The sequence below is a fragment of the Pseudomonas sp. KH_024_B2 genome (assembly GCF_057839965.1).
This window is the reverse complement of record NZ_CM174502.1, coordinates 728,238-747,872: the sequence shown is the minus strand read 5'-3', so window position 1 is coordinate 747,872 and position 19,635 is coordinate 728,238. Positions and strand designations below refer to the sequence as shown.

Sequence of the window (19,635 nt, the reverse complement as noted above, 5' to 3'; positions counted from 1 at the left end):
GCCGGCATTGCCTGCTTCCCCCTGCTAAACCTTCGGCAGCGGATTCAACGCCACGGCTGCCTTGGGTTTTCTGAAGAAGATCCAGTAGACAACCGTAAGGATCAGCAGGAAAGGCACACCGAAGACCAGGGTCATTTTGAAGGCCTCGGTGAAGTAGGTGGTGATCATCACCGCGCCCATCAGCACCAGCCCCAACAGCGTGGTGTAGGGAAACAGGCGCATGCGGAAGGACAGTTTCCGCTCGCCGTTGCGCTCGTGGTAGCGACGGAAACAGTAGTGGGTCAGGAAGATCATGAACCAGGTGAAGATCGCGCCGAACATCGAGATCGCCATCATCAAGGTGAAGGAGCTTTGCGGGTACAACACGTTGAGCAACGTCGCCAGAGCAATGCCCGAGCTCGACAGCAACAAAGCATTCAGCGGGATCCCGGTCTTGCTCAACACCCCCATGGACTTGGGTGCATAACCGCCGCGGGACAGGCTGAACATCATGCGTGTGGTGATGTAGAGCTGACTGTTCATCGCCGACAACGCCGCAATCAGGATCACGAAGTTCATCACCCCGGTGGCACCGGGAATACCGATGGTCTGCATGACGGTGACAAACGGGCTCTGGGCATGACCGGCCTGGACCCACGGCACAATGGCCAGCATCAGGGCCAGGGTCAGCAGGTAGAACACCACCAGCCGCACGATGGTCGCGCGAAAGGCCTTCTTCACCGCTCGCTCTGGATCCTGCGCTTCACCGGCCGCCACCGCGATCATTTCCACGCTCAGGTAGCTGAAGATCGAGACGATCACCGCGATCCACATCCCTTGCAGACCATTGGGAAAGAAGCCGCCATGAGCCGTGTAGTTGTGCACGCCGTAATCCGGGTTGCCGGAACCGTACACCACATACACCGCGAGGATGATGAAGCCGACAATCGCACCGATCTTGATGGTCGAGAACCAGTACTCGAAGGTGCCGAAAGTCTTCACGCTGATGGCGTTGAGCACGATCAGGATGCTCGAGAACGAGACGATCCAGATCCACTCCGGGACGTTGGCGAACCAGTACTTCATGTACATCGCCACTGCCGTCACTTCCGTGCCCACCGCCAGCACAATCGCCGCCCAATAGGCATAGCGCACCAGAAACCCGGCCAATGGGCTGATATAGAATTCGGCATAGGCGCCGAACGAGCCGGAGGTCGAATGGGCCACGGTCATTTCCGCCAGACAACCCATCAACAGCAGCGTGATGATCGCGCCAATCGCGTAGCTGAGCAGCACGCTCGGCCCGGCATAACCAATGGCGTAGGCACTGCCCATGAACAGCCCGGTGCCAATCGCGCCGCCAATGGCGATCATGCTCATCTGACCCGAGGTGAGCTGGCGCCTGAGGCCCTGTTCACGCTTGGAGATGCTTTCAAAACCGGTGTTATCGGTCATTTTTCTGTCCTCTGAATATTGTCTTTCTTGAAGAGAGCAAGTCGTTGGGGTTACCGGTGGGGATCAGCCACGCACAGCAGGACACGGATCAGAAAATACTCAGCGGATACTCGACGATCACCCGGACTTCATTGTTGTCGGTGGTGTCTGCCCGGGCCACCTGGCCGGTGGAACGCACACTGGCCTGACGCACACGTATCGACAGATCCCTGGCCTTGCCCTCCTGCACCACGTAGCGCGCTTCAAGGTCGCGCTCCCAGCGCTTGCCGTCGCTGCCGTAACGTCCATAGGCGCCATTGGCACCACCGTCATAGTGGCTGTCGTCGATATGGTCACCGCTCACATAGCGCGACATGAAGCTCAGGCCCGGCACGCCGAAAGGCGCCATATCCAGGTCATAACGCAGCTGCCAGGAACGTTCATTGGGCGCGTTGAAATCGAGGATCTGTATCGAGTTGGCGAGGAAGATCGAGGTGCCCGGTTGTTGATCGAAACCCAGATAATCGAACGGCTCATCGCCATCGACCCGTTGGTAGGCCAGGGTCAACCGGTGTGCACCGACCTTGTAAGCGGCGGCCAGCGACCAGGTGGTGTTGTCGATTGTTCCGGCCAGGCTCTGGCCAGAGTCGTTGGTGCGATAGAGGTTAAAGTCCAGATTCAGCGACTGATTTTCGCTCAGGGCATAGCTGTAGTTGGCGTTGGCGTAGTACTGCCGCCAGATATCGGTGAACTGCGAACCGTACAGGCTGACGCTCAATTGATCGTTCAGGGCATAGCTGCCGCCCAGATAATCGACGCTGCGGGTCTCGACCCCGGCATACAGCGCCTTGAGGGCGCCATCGTCGTTGGTCGAGGCACTGTCATTGCCCGAGGTGAAGTGTCCGACATCGAGTTGCAGTCCTTTCAACTCGCTGCTGGTCAGCTGAAAGCCGTTGGCGTAGGTGGTGAACAGGCGCGCCGAGCCGGTGCCGAACACCGGGTTGAGCGGTGTCAGGTTGCCGTATTTGAGTTCGGTCTTCGAGATCCGCGCCTTGAGCGCGCCGCCCGCTTCGGAATACTCATCCTCGGCGCGACCATCGGAATCGACCGGCAATAAACCGGTGCCGGTACGACCCCTGCCGCTGTCGAGTTTAAGGCCCAACTGCGCATAGGCATCGACCCCGAAGCCCACGGTGCCCTGGGTATAGCCGGAACGATAATCGAGCATGATCCCGTGGGCCCATTCCTCCCGATAGTTCTGACCACCCGGGTTGTTGAGGTTGTTGCGGTAGAAATAGAAGTTGCGGTTGGTTAGGGTCAGGCTGCTGTCTTCAACAAATCCATTGTCGGGTGCGGCATAGGCCACTTGGCCGAGACAGCTGGTAATGGCGAGCGGCAAGGCGGGCCAGAGGGACAGTTTCATTCTGCGTGCTCCTTATTATTGTGTTTTCACAGAACTCTTTATTGGAGGCGACCGAAGCCCTGCTGCCGGGAAATTCGTGGCAGCAAGACAAGGGCGCCGGATGTATCAGGTGACGCTGTGGCGGACCTGGAATTGCTCTTGCGACCAGGTTTTCTGATCGAGAATCTCGCCGAGTATCTGCACCGCATCCCAGACCTCGGTGAAGCTGGTGTACAGCGGGGTGAAGCCGAACCGCATGATCCGCGGCTCGCGGTAATCGCCGATCACGCCACGGGCGATCAAGGCCTGGATCACCGCATAACCTTGGGGGTGTTCGAAGCTGACATGGCTGCCACGTTTGGCGTGTTCGCGCGGGGTGATCAGGGTCAGCTCGTGAGCGGCGCAGCGCTGCTCGACCAACTGGATGAACAGGTCCGTCAGGGCCAAAGACTTGCTGCGCAGGCTGGCCATGTCGGTCTGGGCGAAAATATCCAGACCGCACTCGACCATCGCCAATGAAGTGATGGGCTGGGTGCCGCACAAGTAGCGGGCGATTCCGCTGCTCGGCTGGTAACGCGACTCCATGGCGAACTGCCGTGAATGACCGAACCAGCCGGACAGCGGTTGCGCCACCAGATCGCACAGATCAGGAGAAACCCAGACGAAAGCTTGCGAACCCGGACCGCCATTGAGGTACTTGTAGGTGCAACCGATGGCGTAGTCGGCGCGCGCCTGATGCAGATCGACCGGCACCGCACCAGCGGAATGCGCCAGGTCCCAGATGGCCAGCGCGCCACATTCGTGGGTCAGCGCGGTCAGGGCCTGCATGTCGTGCATGTAGCCGGTCTTGTAGTTGACGTGGGTGAGCATGACCACCGCGGTGTCCTGGTCAATTGCTTGCGGCAGCTCTTCAGGGCTGTCGACCAGACGCAAGGTATAACCCTGCTGCAGCATGTCCGCCAGACCTTCGGCAATATACAGGTCGGTCGGGAAGTTGCTGGTCTCGGTGACGATCACCCGCCGCGTCGGCGCCCGCGTGGCCTGCACCCGCAGCGCAGCGCTGAGCACCTTGAACAGGTTGATCGAGGTAGTGTCGGTCACCACCACTTCACCGTCACCGGCGCCAATCAGCCCCGCCAATCGATTGCCCAGACGTTCAGGCAGGTCGCGCCAGCCGGCGCTGTTCCAGCTGCGGATCAGGCCATTGCCCCATTCCTCGGCGATCACCGCCTGAGCACGCGCCAGCGCTGCGACCGGGCGCGCACCGAGGGAGTTGCCGTCGAGATAAATCACCCCTTCGGGGAGCGCAAACTGCTGACGCAGAGGCGCCAGAACGTCCTGCGCATCAAGCGCCAGGCAATCGTTTCTTGTAGTCATTGAGTGTCCTGTTTTTTTGAAAGAAGTGCCGTCCGGGCAGATCGCGATAGTCGGGCCGAGCATGGGCGTGAGTGTCGTATTTCAGGCGTTATTTGCGCCTTCACGGTGATGAGATAATGAACGAAGTTTTAGAGAATTTTCGTGCAAAGTAAGCGGCCATATAGTAGTTATCTCGAATAAAATTCGAATCCAACTCCAAATATCGAGGATTTATTCTAGCCATGACTCTCGACTCGACAGACCTGCGGATCCTGCATCACTTGCAACAGGACGGCCGTATCAGCAATCAGGAATTGGCAGAGAAGGTCGCACTGTCGCCGTCGGCCTGTTTGCGCCGATTGCGCCTGCTGGAAAGTGAGGGAATCATCACCGGCTATCGAGCGGTGCTGAACGCAGAAAAGCTCGGAATCGAACTGGAAGCCATCGTCCATGTGTCATTGCGACAGGACGTCGAGGACTGGCACGAGACCTTCATCAAGAAGGTCCAGTTGTGGCCGGAAGTGGTCACCGCCTACGTGATTACCGGGGCGAGCAACTATGTGCTGCGGGTCCAGGCGCGCAACCTCAAACACTTCTCCGATTTCATCGTCAACCAGCTGAACCGCACGGCGGGGGTGACTGATATCCGCTCGGAAATTGTGTTGCAGAAAATCAAGGAGCGGGAGGCGTTGCTTGATCTTGTTGTGCGCAAGTGAGGGCGGCGATGTAGATGCGATCTACAAAACTCCACAGATCCACATTAGATTTTCTTTGCCTCAAGACCGTGCTCGCAGGTGATCACCCCTGATCACCGCCACCCACCGGCAGTGTCATGCCGGTGATGTAAGAGGCCTCGTCCGAAGCCAGAAACAATATTGCCGCGGCCTGTTCATCGATCGTGCCATAGCGCTTCATCAGGCTGCTGTCGCAGGTCTGGTCAACGATCTGCTGGTACCAGATTTTCTCTTGAGGCGTTTGCTCAGCGCTGTTGCGTGGGATGCGCCGGGGCGGTGCTTCGGTGCCGCCGGGGGCCGTGGCATTGACCCGGATTCCGCGCTCGGCGGTCTCGAATGCCAGGCATGCCGTCAGCGCATTCACCCCGCCTTTGGCCGCGCCATAAGGCACACGGTTGATGCTGCGGGTGGCAATTGACGAGACGTTGACGATAGCCCCGCTGCCCTGCTCCAGCATGTACGGCAACGCGGCATGACAGCACCAGAGTGTCGGGAACAGCGAGCGCTGCACCTCGCTCATGATCTCGTCCGGCTGGTAATGCTCGAACGGCTTGGCCCAGATCGTCCCGCCGACGTTGTTGACCAGAATATCCAGGCGGCCGAAGCGCTCGATGGCCTGAGCCATGACCCGATTGCACTCTGTGTATTGCTCAAGATCGGCGGTCAGCGCCAGCACTTCGCTGCAGGCCGCCAGCTCATCGCGCAACTCGAAAACCAGTTCCGAACGATCGACCACCACCAACCGCGCACCTTCGGCCGCCATGCGCTCGGCAACCCGTCGGCCAATGCCCTGGGCAGCGCCGGTGATCAATGCGACCTTGCCGCTGAAACGTGAAACGCTCATGTCATCTCCTCAACCATGGGATTGGATTCAGGCCGCGCTGGCGGCGAATTTCTCGTAGTAGAAGTTCGCTGGCGCAATGCCCTGTTCGGCCAGAAAGCGGCTGACCCCATCGACCATCGGCGGTGGCCCGCAGAGGTAGACGTCGACGTCTCCGGCGTTGAGATGCCGCGGTTCGATATGTTGGGTGACGTAGCCCTTGAGCGGATGGCCGCTGTCCGGATTGGCGACGCACGCGCTGAAGCTGAAGTTTGGAATGCTCGCCGCGAACCCTTGCAGCCGCTCCAGCTCTACCAGATCGTGGTCGTTGGTCACGCCGTAGATCAGGTGCAACGGATACTCACTGCCCTGTTCGGCGATACGCTCAAGCATCGCGGTAAAGGGCGCCAAGCCGGTTCCGCCCGCCAGCAACAGCAACGGCCGACGGATTTCCCGCAGGTAAAAGGAGCCCAATGGACCGGCAAGGTTGATCGAATCGCCAGCCTTGGCCAATCCCGTAAGGAAACTGCTCATCAACCCGCCCGGCACATTGCGGATCAGGAAACTGACCTCGCCGTCGCGCTGCAGCGAGCTGAAGGAATAGGCGCGAGTCTGTTCGCTGCCGGGCACTTGCAGGTTGACGTATTGCCCCGGCAGGAACGCCAGTTTGCTCAGTGCCTCGCCCTTGATCGACAGCGACAGGGTGCTGTCGGAGAGCTGGCGAATCTGGCTGATGGCGGCGTTGTAACTGCTCTGCTGGGTGCGACAAATGTCCGAGGACACCGGGACCCGCACCACGCAATCGCTTTGCGCGCGCATCTGGCAGGTCAGCACGTAACCTTGCGCCGCTTCATCCTCGCTGAGGGCGTCTTCGATGTACTCATTGCCCAGATCATAGCGACCGGCTTCGGCGAAGCATTTGCAGGTCCCGCAAGCACCGTCGCGGCAGTCCAGCGGAATGTTGATGCCTTGGCGATAAGCTGCGTCGGCAACGGTTTCGCCGACATCGGCAGCGATGAAACGGGTCACCCCGTCTTCGAAATTCAATGCGATTTGATGGCTCATGGCGCCGGCCTCACAGATGGTAGATGTCGATGACCTGACGGACGTAATCGTTCTTCAGGATGACTTTCTTGGCCTTGATCAGTGGGGTCTCGCCACGCACGTCGAGGGTGTAGAAACTGCTCCCGAAATAGCTGTCCACAGTCTTGTAGCGAAAGCTCAGGGTGTGCCAGTTGAAACGCACCTTGCACTGGCCATCGGCGACTTCCAGCAGTTCGATATTGCTGATGTTGTGGGAGGTCCGGGTGTCCGGCACGCTGGCGCTGGAGCGCTCGGTCTTGATCCGGAAGACCCGGTCTTCCAGACCTCCACGGTTGCCGTACCAGATCAGCGAAATTTCTTTCTGCGGATCTTCGGTGAGCTCGTCGTTGTCGTCCCAGGACGGCATCCAGAAACTCGCATCAGCGGCATAGAGTTCCAGCCAGTTGTCCCAGTCCTTGTCGTCCAGGTAACGCGCTTCGCGGTAGAGAAAATCACGCACCGCGTCATGGGAGATGGTCATTACACGGCCTCCACAGGAATGGCTTTCGACTGTTCGGCGGCCAGAGCCTTGAGCATGGTCTCCTGCCAGTACTTGTGCTGGAGCACGAACAGACCTTCGTCTTCGGTGCGCACGCCGCTGAGCAGCGGGTGCAGATCGATTTCCTGAGCGGCCGGATCGGCCCCTTCGACCCAATGCATGGCGCCGCGCGACATGTCGTTCCAGCCAGCGCTGCCCTGATAACCGACCTGGCAGGAGCGGAACTCTTCCAGGTCATCGGGAGTGGCCATGCCACTGACGTTGAAGAAATCCTCGTACTGGCGAATGCGTTTGGAGCGGGCCTCGTCGCTCTCGCCTTTCGGTGCGATGCAGTAGATGGTGATCTCGGTGCGATTCACCGAAATCGGCCGGGCGATGCGGATCTGCGAGCTGAACTGGTCCATCAGGTAGACGTTGGGGTACAGGCACAGGTTGCGCGAGTTCTCGATCATCCAGTCGGCGCGGGCCTGACCGAAGTCCTTGGCCAACTCATCGCGGCGTTCGTACAGAGGACGGTCTTCAGGGTTGGCCCAACGGGTCCAGAGCAGCATGTGGCCCTTGTCGAAGGAGTAGAAACCGCCACCCTGCTTGGCCCAGCTGCCGGCGCTCATGGTCGGATTGCAGTCACCGGCTTCGCGCTGTTTACGCTGGTTCTGGGTGGCTGCATAGTTCCAGTGCACGGAGCTGACGTGATAGCCGTCGGCACCGTTCTCGGCGGTGAGTTTCCAGTTGCCTTCGTAGATGTAGCTGGACGAACCGCGCAGCACTTCAAGGCCGTCGGCGGATTGATCGACGATCATGTCGATGATCTTCGCCGATTCACCGAGATGCTCGGCCAGCGGCGGCACGTCGGCGTTCAGGCTGCCGAACAGAAAACCGCGATAGGACTCGAACCGCGCGACCTTGGTCAGGTCGTGGGAGCCTTCGCAGTTGAAACTCGACGGATAGCCCGCTTCGGCCGGGTCCTTGACCTTGAGCAGCTTGCCGGAGTTGTTGAAGGTCCAGCCATGGAACGGGCAGGTATAGGACGCCTTGTTGCCGGTCTTGTGCCGGCACAACATCGCGCCGCGATGACTGCAGGCGTTGATGAACGCGTTGAGCACGCCGTCCTTGTTGCGCGCGATAAAGATCGACTGGCGGCCCATGGTGGTGGTGTAGAAGTCGTTCTTGTTGGGGATCTGGCTCTCATGGGCCAGGTACAGCCAATTCCCTTCGAAGATGTGTTCCATTTCCAGGTCGAACAACCGCGGGTCGGTGAACATCTCGCGCTTGCAGCGGTAGACGCCTTGTTCCGGGTCTTCTTCCAGCAGTGAATGAAGGTATTCAGGTCGCAAAGACATGGCCACAGCCCTCCGTTGTTTTTATTCAGGCAAGGCTCATGCTAGGGAGATGGTGCAGGCGGCAATATCCGTTGAGTGCAGATCGCTATCCGTTTTCTGCACTGGGGATTGAGGGGAGTGGAGCGCGGATTCAGTGACGACGCTTGAGGGTGTCCGACGGCAGTTCGCCGAACTGCTGGCGATAGCTTTGCGAGAACCGCCCCAGATGCAGGAAACCATAGTCCATGGCCAGCTCCGTGACGTTGCGCACGTTGCACGTCTCATCGCTGAGACAGGCATGCACCCGCTCCAGCTTCTTCAGGCGAATGTAGTTGTTCGGCGTGGTTCGGGCATGGCGCTCGAACAACGAGTACAGCGAACGCAGGCTCATCCGCGCCTGAAGCGCCAGTTCTTCGCTGCCGATGTCCTGTTTCAGGTGTTGCTCGATATAGTCGACGATGTGCTCGAAGGTGGCACCACGGGAACTCAGATGGGCGCGACTGACGTTGGTTTTCATCAGGCTCAGCATCTTGCTGGCGACGATCTGGGCGTAATGCTCCTGGACCTGGAACATGGGTTCGGCTGCCTCAGCCTCCATGCAGACCATTGCCAGCAAGTTGACGAAGCCTTCCAGCTCTCCCAGAGTGTAGCGATTCTGCAAAAAGCGCACGCCCTGCGCCGGGTGTAACCAGCGCTGCTCCAGACAAACCGACTCCAACAGGCTGGTTGGTATTTTCAGAATGAATTTTTCGCAGTCGGCGGAATAGGTCAGATCCACCGGGTCATCAGGATTGATCAGCAATAATTCTCCCGGCGCCAGATAGTGTTCCTGATTATGCCCGCGCCACAGGCAATTGCCCCTGAGCAGCACTTGCAGGTGATAGATGGTTTCCAGTGCCGGTGAGGTGACGTGAACGCTGCCGCCATAGCTGATGCGGCACAGGTCGAGGCTGGCAAACTTGCGGTGATTGAGGCTGGCCTGCGGGCTGGAGGCCCTGGGCAGATGAATGCAATGCACGCCAACATGCTGATTGACGTAACCGGACACCGCATAGGGGTCGGCACGCTCAAACACCATACTGCGCTCGCTCAGCAGACTTTCCATAACCGGTCACTCTTATTGTTCTTCAGCCGTGATTCTATGCCAGCCGACGCTGCAAAAAACGCCGCGAGATAAACGGTCATCTCGCGGCTGCGCAGCGATGAGCTGTCAGTCCTCCAGGGCGCGGACCCGCTCCATACGCTTCTGTTCAACCGGCTCGGCGGCGGCCTGCAAGGTGAAGTCAAAGTCGATCTGTGCGAAACGCCCTTCGACACCCAGCTCGCGGGCCATTTGCTGTTCCTCGCTGAAACGAATCTCGGCGATCAGTTCATCACGGGTCGCATAGGCGAAATCGTCGTGCAGGTATGGATCACCGGACAGGTTGATCTGCGTAGTCAGGTGCCGATGGCCGGGCGCCGAAATGAAGAAGTGGATATGCGCTGGACGCTGGCCGTGGCGGCCCAATTGATCGAGCAACTGCTGGGTCGGACCGGTCGGCGGGCAGCCATAGCCGGACGGCACGATACTGCGGAAACGATAATTCCCCTGGGCATCGGTCTCGATACGCCGACGCAGGTTGAACTCCGACTGCGTGCCATCGAAGTAGGAATAGGTGCCGCCGGTGTTGGCCTGCCAGACATCGACGATAGCGCCGGCCAACGGTTTGCCGTCGGTGTCGCGGACCTGGCCCTGCATGAACAACGGGACGCCCGGATCCAGACCGTCATCGAGGCGCGCTTCGTATTTCGACAGCGGCGCACCGGCCACATACAGCGGCCCTTCGATGGTCCGTGGCGTACCGCCCGACTTGCCGGCCTGCTCGTCCTCGGCATCCATCAGCAGGTCCAGATAATGCTCAAGGCCTAAACCTGCCACGAGCAAACCGGCTTCCTGGTTCTTGCCCAGTTCGTTGAGGTAGTTGACCGCTTTCCAGAACTCTTCCGGGGTCACTTCCAGGTCTTCGATGATGTTTACCGAGTCACGCAGGATCCGGTAAATCAGCGCTTTGGCCCGTGGGTTACCGCCGTCATTCAGGTTGCCGCTGACTTCTTCAAGAAACTTCTGGGCGCTGGCAGTGTGGGAAATTCTGACTGACATGATTCATTCCTCATCTTGTATTTATTAGGTTAGAGCACAAAGGTCACAGGGCTCAGCGATCGTCTTCGTGAATCGACGAAGGATGCCGGCACAGTGCATTCACTTCGATGGCCATGTACGGATAAAGCGGCAGTTGCATCAGCAGGTCATGAAGCTCCTGCACGCTGTCGACGTCGAACACGCTGTAGTTGGCGTAGAGACCGGCAATCCGCCACAGGTGCCGCCACTTGCCTTGCTGTTGCAGGCGCTGGGCCAAGGCTTTTTCGTCAGCCTTGAGCTGCGCGGCGCGCTCTGGATTCATGTCGACCGGCAGGTTCACGGTCATTTTTACGTGGAACAACATGGCAGGATGTCCTCAGGCGTGTGAAGTAATTGGGGACGACTTGTCGCGTCGGAAGAACGCCAGGCGCTCCTCGTCAATGCTCAGGCCCAGGCCCGGCTCGTTCGACACGTGCAGTTGGAAATCGCGGTACACCAGCGGTGTGGTCAGGATGTCTGCGGTCAGCAACAGCGGACCGAACAGCTCGGTATCCCACGCCAGTTTGCCCAGGGTCAGAAAGGCATGGGCCGACGCCAGCGTGCCAATCCCGCCTTCGAGCATGGTGCCACCGTACAGGCCGATCCCCGCTGCTTCGGCAATTGCCGCGGTGCGCAACACGGCACGCGGGCCGCCGTTCTTGGCGATCTTCAGGGCAAACACCGAGGCCGCGCCTTCACGGGCCAGATTGAAAGCGTCCTCGACACATTCGATGGACTCGTCGGCCATGATCGGCGCCGGGCTGGACAGGTTGAGCCGGGCCATCCCGCCACGGTTATTGCGCGAGATCGGCTGCTCGATCAGATCGATGCCGTTGTCGCCCAGCACCTGGCAGGCCCGCAGGGCGACGGCTTCATCCCAGGCCTGGTTGACGTCAACCCGGACACTGGCGCGATCACCCAGGGCTTTTTTGATGGCGATGACATGGGCCAGATCCTGATTCACTTCGCCAGCGCCGATCTTCAGTTTGAAGATCCGGTGACGACGCAGATCGAGCATCTGCTCGGCTTCGGCGATGTCTTTTTCAGTGTTGCCGCTGGCCAGGGTCCAGGCCACCGGCAAGGCATCCCGCACGCGCCCACCCAGCAACTCGCTGACCGGCAGACCAAGGCGTTTGCCCTGGGCATCGAGCAGCGCGGTTTCGATCCCCGACTTGGCGAATGTATTGCCGCGAATGCTGCGATCGAGCCGGAGCATGGCCGCGTTGATGTTGCAGGCATCCTGACCGATCAACAGCGGTGCGAAGTGGCGGTCGATGTTGGTCTTGATGCTGTCCGGGCTTTCATTGCCATAACTCAGGCCGCCGATGGTGGTGGACTCACCGATGCCTTCGATACCGTCGGCGCAACGCAGACGGATGACTACGAGGGTCTGGTTCTGCATCGTGTGCATCGCCAGCTTGTGCGGGCGGATGGTCGGAAGATCGACGATGATCGTCTCGATCGATTCAATGGCGCTAGCGTGCATGTCGATACCCGTCAGGTTCTTTGCTTGTTTTCCCCGATTTTGCCCCCCATTGTTTAGCTGTTCCAATATAGAATTTGTCTCGATCCATACCCTCAGGGTATGCAACACATTCTCTTCGAGGAGTCCCCATGGAGCTTCGCCATCTGCGTTATTTCCAGGTCCTGGGGGAAACCCTCAACTTCACCCGCGCCGCCGAGCGTCTGCATATCGCCCAACCGCCCCTCAGCCGACAGATTCAGCAACTGGAAGACGAGTTGGGCGTGGTGCTGCTGGAGCGCGGCCGCCCGCTGCGACTGACCGAAGCCGGACGGTATTTTTACGAACACTCCAATGTCTTGCTCGAACAACTGGGCAAAGTCTGCGACAACACCCGGCGCATCGGGCTGGGTGAGAAGACCTGGCTGGGCATCGGTTTTGCGCCTTCGACCTTGTACGGCATGCTGCCGGAGCTGATTCGGCGCCTGCGCAACAACGACGCTCTGGAACTGGAGCTGGGCTTGTCGGAGATGACCACCCTGCAACAGGTCCAGGCGCTCAAGGCCGGCAGGATCGATGTCGGTTTCGGCCGCATCCGGATTGATGATCCGGCGATTGCGCAACGGGTGCTGATCGAGGATCGGCTGGTCGCCGTCCTGCCTGCCGGTCATCCGTTGCTGGCCGGGCCGACGACCCTTGCCGAGTTGGCCAGGGAGCCTTTCGTGCTGTATCCGGGCAACCCCAGGCCGAGTTACGCCGACCATGTGATCGCGCTCTTCGATGCCCATGGATTGAGTATCAAGGTGTCCCAGTGGACCAATGAACTGCAGACCGCCATCGGTCTGGTCGCGGCTGGCATGGGCACGACGCTGGTGCCGGCGTCGGTACAAGTGTTGCACCGCGCCGACATCGGTTACACCCCGCTGCTCGAGGCCACGGCCACCTCGCCGATCATTCTCAGTCGGCGCGTTGCCGACCAGTCGCCAGGCCTCAATCACTGCCTGCAACTGATCGAGGAGTTGCTGATTCAATCCTAGACGCCGGGATATTCAGAGCCCGCGCATGCGCCGGGCTTCGTTACGCTGCAAGGTCATGCTCGGGGACTCGTCAAACAACTTGCGGTACTCGGCGGAAAAACGCCCGAGATGCGTAAAGCCCCAGCCCATGGCGATCGCGGAAATATTGCGCGCCGAGCCGTGTTCGAGGATTTCCTGACGCACAGCGTTCAACCGGTACTTTTTCAGGTAGACCATCGGCGACAGGGCGAAGTACTTCTTGAACGCCTCGAACAGCTTGAAACGCGAGACCCCGGCCGCGGCTTCGATGTCCTCCAGGTGCAACGCTTCGCGAGCATTGTCGTGAATGCATTGTCTGGCCCGGATCAGATAGTGCGGCAGTTTCACACCGAGCACGTTGCGCAATGCTTCGGAGTAGTTGTTCGGCTGGGCGAGGATCAAACCTTTGATCAATGAGCTTTCGATGTCCCGAGTGAAGGCCACCTGTTCGTACAGTTCATTGCTGCGTTCCAGCTCCGCGATGAAATAACGCGCCATGCGCCACCACGAGGCTGACGCGCCGTCGACGGCATCCATCACCGGCTCGAAGCGCAGCGGCGCCTCCAGCGGTCGCTGCAGCATGCCTTCCAGCGACTCGCTCATGGCGGCGCGGGTGATCACCACCTGGACTTTGCGACAGTCGCCGGAGATCGCCAGCATCTGGCTTTCATGCGGGGAAATGATCACCCCTTGGTCGCGGTTGGACTTCAACAGGGTGCCGTTCTTGCTCAGTTCCTGCTCGCCCACCAAAGGTAAACTCAGGCTGTAACTGCTGAAGTGTTCGGCGTCTTCGATATCGATGGTGACATCGGTGCCGTATTCGATAGTCCCCAGGGTCGTGGCCATCGACTTGAACACATTGGCGCTGTGATGAAAGCGGATCCGCTCGGGCGTCGAGGTTTGCAGTCGGTGCGGCCCGCAGATACCGGACATCCAGTTCCTCGCACCCTCGAGGTCATAACGATCGATACGAATGTCGCGAAACTGCGGATCAGCGTTGCTACTCATCACGGCGCACCCACGGCAATATTTTTCAGCGCGCTCTGACGGCGCGTATCAGGCTTGAAAAGAGCAAGTTCCAAGCCACAAAACGGCTGTACCAACCCAGTGGATAGCAATCATCTACCCAGCGGATAAAGCAGCCGGTTTGAGGCCAGCGAACAGCACTGACACCCCGCAAAACAGTACCTGATTGCTGCACATGGGTGCAGCCGTTCATCGGAGGGTGCAGGAGTTTGAGTAGTAGCTGCCCAGAGCAATGCCCGGGTGTTACCCCGAGTTAAATCGCAATGGTGAGCCTTTGTGGCGAGGGAGCTTGCTCCCGCTCGGGCGCGAAGCGGCCGTAAAACCGGCAGATATGTTTTACCTGACAAACCCCGGTTGCAGATTTTAGGGCTGCTTCGCAGCCCAGCGGGAGCAAGCTCCCTCGCCACAGGGGTTGCGCTCGGCCTGTCTTCTCTGACTGACCCGTCAACAAACTTTATGGACTGCCTTCGCCGACAAACCGGATAGACCCCTGTGCGCCCCACTCTCTCTAATGAGTACAGCCGTACAAAAACGAATGGCAATTGAATAAACTGACGCATTCAAACCAAACCTGACCATAACAATTAGAAAGGGAATCAGATGGCAGATGAATTCTTGCAACAAGGCGAGCTCAAGCGGGGGCTGAAAAATCGTCATATTCAGCTGATCGCATTGGGCGGAGCGATTGGTACCGGGCTATTTCTAGGCTCCGCCGGCGTGCTCAAATCGGCCGGACCGTCGATGATCCTCGGCTATGCGATTGCCGGGTTCATCGCCTTTCTGATCATGCGTCAGCTGGGCGAGATGATCGTCGAGGAGCCGGTGGCGGGTTCATTCAGTCACTTTGCCCACAAGTACTGGGGCGGTTATGCCGGTTTTCTGTCCGGCTGGAACTACTGGGTGCTGTATGTGCTGGTGGGCATGGCCGAGCTGACCGCCGTCGGCAAATACGTGCAGTTCTGGTATCCGGAAGTCCCCTCCTGGGTCAGCGCGGCGGTGTTCTTCGTTCTGGTCAACCTGATCAACATGACGAACGTCAAAGTCTTCGGCGAAATGGAGTTCTGGTTCGCGATCATCAAGGTCGTCGCGATCATCGGCATGATCGCCCTGGGCTGCTACATGCTGTTCAGCGGCACCGGCGGCCCGCAAGCCTCGGTCAGTAACCTGTGGAGTCACGGCGGTTTCTTCCCCAACGGCACCACGGGTTTGCTGATGTCCATGGCGTTCATCATGTTCTCCTTCGGCGGCCTGGAGCTGGTCGGCATCACCGCTGCTGAAGCCAGTGAACCGCGGAAGGTGATTCCCAAGGCGATCAACCAGGTGGTTTATCGCGTGTTGATCTTCTATGTCGGCGCACTCACCGTGCTGCTTTCGCTGTATCCGTGGGATCAACTGCTGCAAACACTGGGCGCGTCCGGCGATGCCTATAGCGGCAGCCCGTTCGTGCAGATCTTCTCCTTGATCGGCAGCGATACCGCAGCGCACATCCTCAATTTCGTGGTGCTCACCGCAGCGCTTTCGGTCTACAACAGCGGCGTCTACTGCAACAGCCGCATGCTGTATGGCCTGGCCGAACAGGGCGACGCTCCCAAGGCGCTGATGAAACTGAACAAACAGGGCGTGCCTTTACTGGCGCTGGGCGTATCGGCGTTGATCACGATGTTGTCCGTGCTGGTCAACTACCTCGCCCCGCATGAAGCGCTGGAGTTGCTGTTCGCACTGGTGGTCGCCTCGCTGATGATCAACTGGGCGATGATCAGCCTGACGCACCTGAAGTTTCGCAAAGTCATGGGTCAACAAGGCATCGTGCCAAGCTTCAAGTCATTCTGGTTTCCCTTCAGCAACTACCTGTGCCTTGCGTTCATGGCCATGATCGTCTGCGTGATGTTGATGATTCCGGGGATACGCGCTTCGGTGTTCGCCATGCCGGTGTGGGTGTTGATCATCTTCGTTTTCTACCGGATGCGTGTGGCCAAGGGTCGGGTATTGCCAGTGACTCAATAGCGCGGCAGCCGCTACAAGCAAAAACGGCCCGGCATTCGATGAATGCCGGGCCGTTTTTTTATCCGGGTCAGAGAGTCGAACGCACTCGCCACAATTCCGGAAACAGCACGGTATCGAGCATCTTGCGCAGATAACCGACACCTTCGGTGCCACCGGTCCCTGGTTGAAAGCCGATGATCCGCTCAACCGTGGTGACATGCCGGAAGCGCCATTGCCGGAACGAGTCTTCAAGGTCGATGAGTTTCTCCGCCAGTTGATAGAGATCCCAATAACGCGAAGGGTCAGTGTAGACCTCGCGCCAGGCCGCTTCGACCGACGCGTCATGCACCGTCGGACTGGTCGGATCGCGCTCGAAACGCTGCGGGTCGATGGACAAGCCAGCGCTGACCATCAAGCGAATCGCCTCGTCATACAGCGAAGGAGTGGCGATCGCCTTTTCAAGCTCCTGCAACAGCTCCGGCCGATGCGCATGGGGGCGCAACAGGGTCGCGCTTTTGTTGCCCAGAATGAATTCGATCTCGCGGTACTGGAACGACTGGAAGCCCGATGACTGCCCCAGAAAGGGCCGTATCGCGTGGTACTCGGTGGGGGTCATGGTGGCCAGCACCGTCCAGGCATGCACCAACTGATCAAAGATCCGCGAGACCCGCGCCAGCATCTTGAAGGCCGGCGGCAACTCTCCCAGCCGAACGTGTTCACGGGCAGCTTTGAGCTCGTGCAGCATCAGCTTCATCCACAGCTCTGACGTCTGATGCTGGATGATAAACAGCATCTCGTTATGGTCCGGAGACAAGGGATGCTGAGCGCTGAGAATACGCCCCAGATCCAGGTAATCGCCGTAGCTCATGGAGTCGGAAAAATTCAGCTCGGCGTTATGCCATTCTTCCGTCTGGTTTGCAGGTGAATAGGGGCATTGGCTCATTGAGTCGGCTCCTCAAGTTGCGGTTTATTCAGTGGACGTAAAATTGCCCTTACCGGACTGGCGTCCAGATGGGCAAAACGCAGCGGCAGCGCGATCAATTCATAGTCCCCTTCCGGGACGTCATCGAGCACGATGCCCTCGAGGATGGCCATGCCATGGCGGGCCACCGCATTGTGCGAATCCATGGTTTTGGATTGCTGAGGGTCCAGCGACGGCGTATCGATACCGATCAAGCGCACACCGAGGCTCGCCAGCAGGTCGACGGTTTCTTTGGCGACTGCGGTGAAATCCGGATCCCAGGAGCTCAATGGCGCTTGTCGCCAGGTGCGCAGCAGAACCCGTTCAGGCAGGTCTTGCAAGCGACCTTCAAGCTGCTCAGGGTGCACCAAGTGGCCGCTGTCCAGGCAATGCAACACGCGGCAAGGCCCCATATAGACATCGAGCGACACGTCGCCAATGGCCGCGCCATCAGCGCTGTAATGCAGCGGCGCGTCGACATGGGCACCGGTGTGAGGCGACAGGGTGATGCGCCCGACATTCACCGGACACTCTGGACCGAACTTCCACACGCGCTCTTCCTGAAAAGGTGTATCACCCGGCCAGGTAGGTGTTGCGGTGCTCAAGGGCGGGCTGATATCCCACCACGATATTGTTTTTTTCATTGCAAAGCTCTCGGCCTGTTCCGAAGTGAATGATACGAGTGATACCTGTGAATATTCTTGCGAAAACCTTCGGGAACGCCCAAGTGTTTCGCACAAAATTCTAAAAACCACGAATTTACCGGATGGAAATTTCAACGGGAAAAGCAGGCAGCTCAACAGCCTGTTTTCATCCGCCAGGCATTGCGTGAATGCATGCCGGCCGCTGCGTTTCTGGATAGCTCAGTGTCGAGCACAGACAACTGATGCCTGGCCAAGCCCTATAGGGTGCGACTTCAGTTCACCCTAACGCTCGGAGTCATCATGTCCGCACCGATTACCGTTCTTCGCGATACCCACCCATTGCCCGTGCTCGATGCCTGCAAATGGGAAAAGCTCGAAGGCGACCCGCACACCGTCAACCTCAACGCCTACACCAGCGAAGACGGCAGCAAGATCATGGGCACCTGGATCTGCACGCCGGGCAAATGGCGTGTGGAATATGTGAAGTGGGAATACTGCCATTTCCAGGAAGGCTACTGCGTGATCACCCCGGACGGCATGGCGCCGATCCATCTGCGGGCGGGTGATATTTTCGTTATCGAGCCGGGGATGACTGGCACCTGGGAAGTGGTCGAGACCGTGCGCAAGTATTTCGTCTTCGCCTGACTCTCTGGCGGACATTTGTGAAAAGCGGGCTTGGCGCAGCCTATTGTAGGAGCAGCCGGTCGACGCTCGATTGCTCGCGATGGACGTTAACGATGACGCGTGTTTGCTGGATAAACGCGTCGCCCTTGAGTCCATCGCGAGCAATCGAGCGTCGACCGGCTGCTCCTACACATACCCCTTATTGGGGTTTGCGATAGCTGTTGATGATCGCCGAGAAGTCCATGTCACCTTCCCCACGCTGACTCATCGCCTGATACAACTGCTGGGCCATTGCGCCAAGCAGTACCGGTTGGTGCGCCTGACGCGCCGCTTCAGTGGCCAGGCCCAGATCCTTGAGCATCAGCTCGGCATGGAAACCGCCGGTATAACCGCGTGAAGCCGGCGCCGTTTCGACGATGCCTGGCCATGGGTTGTACATCTCCGAACTCCAGCAACGCCCGGTCGAGCTGTTGATGACGCCGGCGAGCACCTGGGTGTCGATCCCCAGTGCGTCGCCAAGGGCCATGGCTTCGCTGACGCCGACCATGGAAATCCCCAGCAGCAGGTTGTTACAGATCTTGGCGATTTGCCCGGTGCCGACTTCACCGCAATTAACGATATTGCGGCCCATTTGCGCCAGCACTGGTTGCAGGGTGGCGAACAGCTCTGGCGTCGCCCCGACCATGAAGGTCAGGGTGCCTGCCTGGGCGCCACCGGTGCCACCGGAGACCGGGGCATCAGCCATCGCCACGCCTTGCTTGGCCGCCGCCGCCGCAACATCACGGGCGGTCTGCGGGTCGATGGTGCTGCAATCCACTGCTGGCACACCCTTGGCGATCCCGGCCAGCACACCGTCTTCACCCAGCCAGACACTGCGCACATGGGCGGCGGCCGGCAACATGGTAATGACCAGTTCACTGCCTTGGGCTGCTTCACGAGGTGAAGTGCTGATGGTGCCACCAAGCAGAGCCAGTTCGGCGAGCACGGTCTGATTCAGGTCAAACAGATTCAGAGCGTGGCCGGCCTTGAGCAGGTTGCGCGCCATCGGGGCGCCCATGTTGCCCAGACCGATAAATGCGATTTTCATGTTCTTCTC

19 protein-coding genes are annotated in these 19,635 nt (G+C 59.2%); 4 read left to right on the top strand and 15 right to left on the bottom strand.

The features are described 5' to 3' along the window. Positions 1–24: 24 nt before the first annotated feature. The 3 genes from AC3I0A_RS03410 to kynU all read right to left on the bottom strand — a co-directional run bounded on the left by AC3I0A_RS03410 (position 25) and on the right by kynU (position 4,192). A complete protein-coding gene (locus tag AC3I0A_RS03410; protein ID WP_489376243.1) occupies positions 25–1,434 on the bottom strand; it encodes an amino acid permease in 1,410 nt (469 codons plus the stop codon). An 88-nt stretch (positions 1,435–1,522) separates the two neighbouring features. Beyond that, positions 1,523–2,836, bottom strand: a complete 1,314-nt coding sequence (locus AC3I0A_RS03405; protein ID WP_489376242.1) for an OprD family porin — start codon at positions 2,834–2,836, stop codon at positions 1,523–1,525. 105 nt (positions 2,837–2,941) lie between these two features. Beyond that, positions 2,942–4,192 carry a kynureninase gene (gene kynU / locus AC3I0A_RS03400; RefSeq protein WP_489376241.1) on the bottom strand — a complete coding sequence of 417 codons (1,251 nt, stop codon included), beginning with the start codon at positions 4,190–4,192 and terminating at the stop codon, positions 2,942–2,944. A gap of 221 nt (positions 4,193–4,413) precedes the next feature. Between kynU and AC3I0A_RS03395 the strand changes: the two genes are divergently transcribed. Beyond that, complete coding sequence (locus AC3I0A_RS03395; RefSeq protein ID WP_489376240.1) at positions 4,414–4,887, top strand: Lrp/AsnC family transcriptional regulator; 474 nt, start codon at positions 4,414–4,416, stop codon at positions 4,885–4,887. An 82-nt stretch (positions 4,888–4,969) separates the two neighbouring features. Here AC3I0A_RS03395 and AC3I0A_RS03390 read toward each other — a convergent pair whose 3' ends face one another. From AC3I0A_RS03390 to AC3I0A_RS03355, 8 genes are all read right to left on the bottom strand, one after another. Continuing rightward, a complete protein-coding gene (locus tag AC3I0A_RS03390) occupies positions 4,970–5,749 on the bottom strand; it encodes a 1,6-dihydroxycyclohexa-2,4-diene-1-carboxylate dehydrogenase (protein WP_489376239.1) in 780 nt (259 codons plus the stop codon). A gap of 27 nt (positions 5,750–5,776) precedes the next feature. Further along, the gene (benC, locus tag AC3I0A_RS03385; RefSeq protein ID WP_489376238.1) at positions 5,777–6,790 is read right to left on the bottom strand and encodes a benzoate 1,2-dioxygenase electron transfer component BenC; all 1,014 of its coding nucleotides are present in this window, start codon (positions 6,788–6,790) and stop codon (positions 5,777–5,779) included. Positions 6,791–6,800: 10 nt separating this feature from the next. Then, on the bottom strand, positions 6,801–7,289 hold the full coding sequence (benB, locus tag AC3I0A_RS03380; protein ID WP_489376237.1) for a benzoate 1,2-dioxygenase small subunit: 489 nt from the start codon (positions 7,287–7,289) through the stop codon (positions 6,801–6,803). After that, complete coding sequence (gene benA, locus AC3I0A_RS03375) at positions 7,289–8,647, bottom strand: benzoate 1,2-dioxygenase large subunit (protein ID WP_489376236.1); 1,359 nt, start codon at positions 8,645–8,647, stop codon at positions 7,289–7,291. Before benA ends, benB begins: the two co-directional genes overlap by 1 nt. 130 nt (positions 8,648–8,777) lie before the next feature. After that, complete coding sequence (locus AC3I0A_RS03370) at positions 8,778–9,731, bottom strand: AraC family transcriptional regulator (protein ID WP_489376235.1); 954 nt, start codon at positions 9,729–9,731, stop codon at positions 8,778–8,780. A gap of 105 nt (positions 9,732–9,836) precedes the next feature. Then, positions 9,837–10,766, bottom strand: coding sequence for a catechol 1,2-dioxygenase (catA, locus tag AC3I0A_RS03365; protein WP_489376234.1), 930 nt, complete (start codon positions 10,764–10,766; stop codon positions 9,837–9,839). A gap of 52 nt (positions 10,767–10,818) precedes the next feature. Beyond that, complete coding sequence (gene catC, locus AC3I0A_RS03360) at positions 10,819–11,109, bottom strand: muconolactone Delta-isomerase (RefSeq protein ID WP_419118739.1); 291 nt, start codon at positions 11,107–11,109, stop codon at positions 10,819–10,821. Positions 11,110–11,121: 12 nt separating this feature from the next. Further along, positions 11,122–12,270: a muconate cycloisomerase family protein gene (locus tag AC3I0A_RS03355; RefSeq protein ID WP_489376233.1), complete on the bottom strand. Its 1,149-nt coding sequence runs from the start codon at positions 12,268–12,270 to the stop codon at positions 11,122–11,124. A 128-nt stretch (positions 12,271–12,398) separates the two neighbouring features. Between AC3I0A_RS03355 and AC3I0A_RS03350 the strand changes: the two genes are divergently transcribed. Further along, complete coding sequence (locus tag AC3I0A_RS03350; protein WP_489376232.1) at positions 12,399–13,283, top strand: LysR family transcriptional regulator; 885 nt, start codon at positions 12,399–12,401, stop codon at positions 13,281–13,283. Positions 13,284–13,295: 12 nt separating this feature from the next. On the opposite strand, the gene AC3I0A_RS03345 is transcribed toward AC3I0A_RS03350, so the two are convergent. After that, positions 13,296–14,309, bottom strand: a complete 1,014-nt coding sequence (locus tag AC3I0A_RS03345) for an AraC family transcriptional regulator (protein WP_489376231.1) — start codon at positions 14,307–14,309, stop codon at positions 13,296–13,298. A gap of 618 nt (positions 14,310–14,927) precedes the next feature. Between AC3I0A_RS03345 and AC3I0A_RS03340 the strand changes: the two genes are divergently transcribed. Next, positions 14,928–16,331, top strand: a complete 1,404-nt coding sequence (locus tag AC3I0A_RS03340) for an amino acid permease (RefSeq protein WP_489376230.1) — start codon at positions 14,928–14,930, stop codon at positions 16,329–16,331. 67 nt (positions 16,332–16,398) lie between these two features. Here AC3I0A_RS03340 and kynA read toward each other — a convergent pair whose 3' ends face one another. Together kynA and kynB are read right to left on the bottom strand one after the other, a co-directional pair. Beyond that, entirely contained in the window at positions 16,399–17,253 is an 855-nt protein-coding gene (kynA, locus tag AC3I0A_RS03335; protein ID WP_489376229.1) for a tryptophan 2,3-dioxygenase, read from the bottom strand. Further along, positions 17,250–17,915 carry an arylformamidase gene (gene kynB, locus AC3I0A_RS03330; RefSeq protein ID WP_489376228.1) on the bottom strand — a complete coding sequence of 222 codons (666 nt, stop codon included), beginning with the start codon at positions 17,913–17,915 and terminating at the stop codon, positions 17,250–17,252. Before kynB ends, kynA begins: the two co-directional genes overlap by 4 nt. A gap of 300 nt (positions 17,916–18,215) precedes the next feature. On the opposite strand from kynB, the gene AC3I0A_RS03325 reads away from it, so the two are divergent. Continuing rightward, positions 18,216–18,560 (top strand): cupin domain-containing protein, encoded by a 345-nt coding sequence (locus AC3I0A_RS03325; protein WP_158830155.1) that lies wholly within the window; start codon positions 18,216–18,218, stop codon positions 18,558–18,560. 178 nt (positions 18,561–18,738) lie between these two features. On the opposite strand, the gene mmsB is transcribed toward AC3I0A_RS03325, so the two are convergent. Beyond that, positions 18,739–19,626 carry a 3-hydroxyisobutyrate dehydrogenase gene (mmsB, locus tag AC3I0A_RS03320; RefSeq protein WP_489376227.1) on the bottom strand — a complete coding sequence of 296 codons (888 nt, stop codon included), beginning with the start codon at positions 19,624–19,626 and terminating at the stop codon, positions 18,739–18,741. Positions 19,627–19,635 lie beyond the last annotated feature (9 nt).

Excerpts from the sequence above, each read along its gene's own strand:
- AC3I0A_RS03395 (WP_489376240.1), top strand. The coding sequence starts at position 4,414 with ATGACTCTCGACTCGACAGACCTGCGGATCCTGCATCACTTGCAACAG.
- AC3I0A_RS03350 (WP_489376232.1), top strand. The coding sequence starts at position 12,399 with ATGGAGCTTCGCCATCTGCGTTATTTCCAGGTCCTGGGGGAAACCCTC.
- mmsB (WP_489376227.1), bottom strand. The coding sequence starts at position 19,626 with ATGAAAATCGCATTTATCGGTCTGGGCAACATGGGCGCCCCGATGGCG.
- AC3I0A_RS03405 (WP_489376242.1), bottom strand. The coding sequence starts at position 2,836 with ATGAAACTGTCCCTCTGGCCCGCCTTGCCGCTCGCCATTACCAGCTGT.
- kynA (WP_489376229.1), bottom strand. The coding sequence starts at position 17,253 with ATGAGCCAATGCCCCTATTCACCTGCAAACCAGACGGAAGAATGGCAT.
- AC3I0A_RS03370 (WP_489376235.1), bottom strand. The coding sequence starts at position 9,731 with ATGGAAAGTCTGCTGAGCGAGCGCAGTATGGTGTTTGAGCGTGCCGAC.
- AC3I0A_RS03410 (WP_489376243.1), bottom strand. The coding sequence starts at position 1,434 with ATGACCGATAACACCGGTTTTGAAAGCATCTCCAAGCGTGAACAGGGC.
- benA (WP_489376236.1), bottom strand. The coding sequence starts at position 8,647 with ATGTCTTTGCGACCTGAATACCTTCATTCACTGCTGGAAGAAGACCCG.
- AC3I0A_RS03345 (WP_489376231.1), bottom strand. The coding sequence starts at position 14,309 with ATGAGTAGCAACGCTGATCCGCAGTTTCGCGACATTCGTATCGATCGT.
- benC (WP_489376238.1), bottom strand. The coding sequence starts at position 6,790 with ATGAGCCATCAAATCGCATTGAATTTCGAAGACGGGGTGACCCGTTTC.
- kynU (WP_489376241.1), bottom strand. The coding sequence starts at position 4,192 with ATGACTACAAGAAACGATTGCCTGGCGCTTGATGCGCAGGACGTTCTG.
- catA (WP_489376234.1), bottom strand. The coding sequence starts at position 10,766 with ATGTCAGTCAGAATTTCCCACACTGCCAGCGCCCAGAAGTTTCTTGAA.
- AC3I0A_RS03340 (WP_489376230.1), top strand. The coding sequence starts at position 14,928 with ATGGCAGATGAATTCTTGCAACAAGGCGAGCTCAAGCGGGGGCTGAAA.
- AC3I0A_RS03355 (WP_489376233.1), bottom strand. The coding sequence starts at position 12,270 with ATGCACGCTAGCGCCATTGAATCGATCGAGACGATCATCGTCGATCTT.
- AC3I0A_RS03325 (WP_158830155.1), top strand. The coding sequence starts at position 18,216 with ATGTCCGCACCGATTACCGTTCTTCGCGATACCCACCCATTGCCCGTG.
- benB (WP_489376237.1), bottom strand. The coding sequence starts at position 7,289 with ATGACCATCTCCCATGACGCGGTGCGTGATTTTCTCTACCGCGAAGCG.
- catC (WP_419118739.1), bottom strand. The coding sequence starts at position 11,109 with ATGTTGTTCCACGTAAAAATGACCGTGAACCTGCCGGTCGACATGAAT.
- AC3I0A_RS03390 (WP_489376239.1), bottom strand. The coding sequence starts at position 5,749 with ATGAGCGTTTCACGTTTCAGCGGCAAGGTCGCATTGATCACCGGCGCT.
- kynB (WP_489376228.1), bottom strand. The coding sequence starts at position 17,915 with ATGAAAAAAACAATATCGTGGTGGGATATCAGCCCGCCCTTGAGCACC.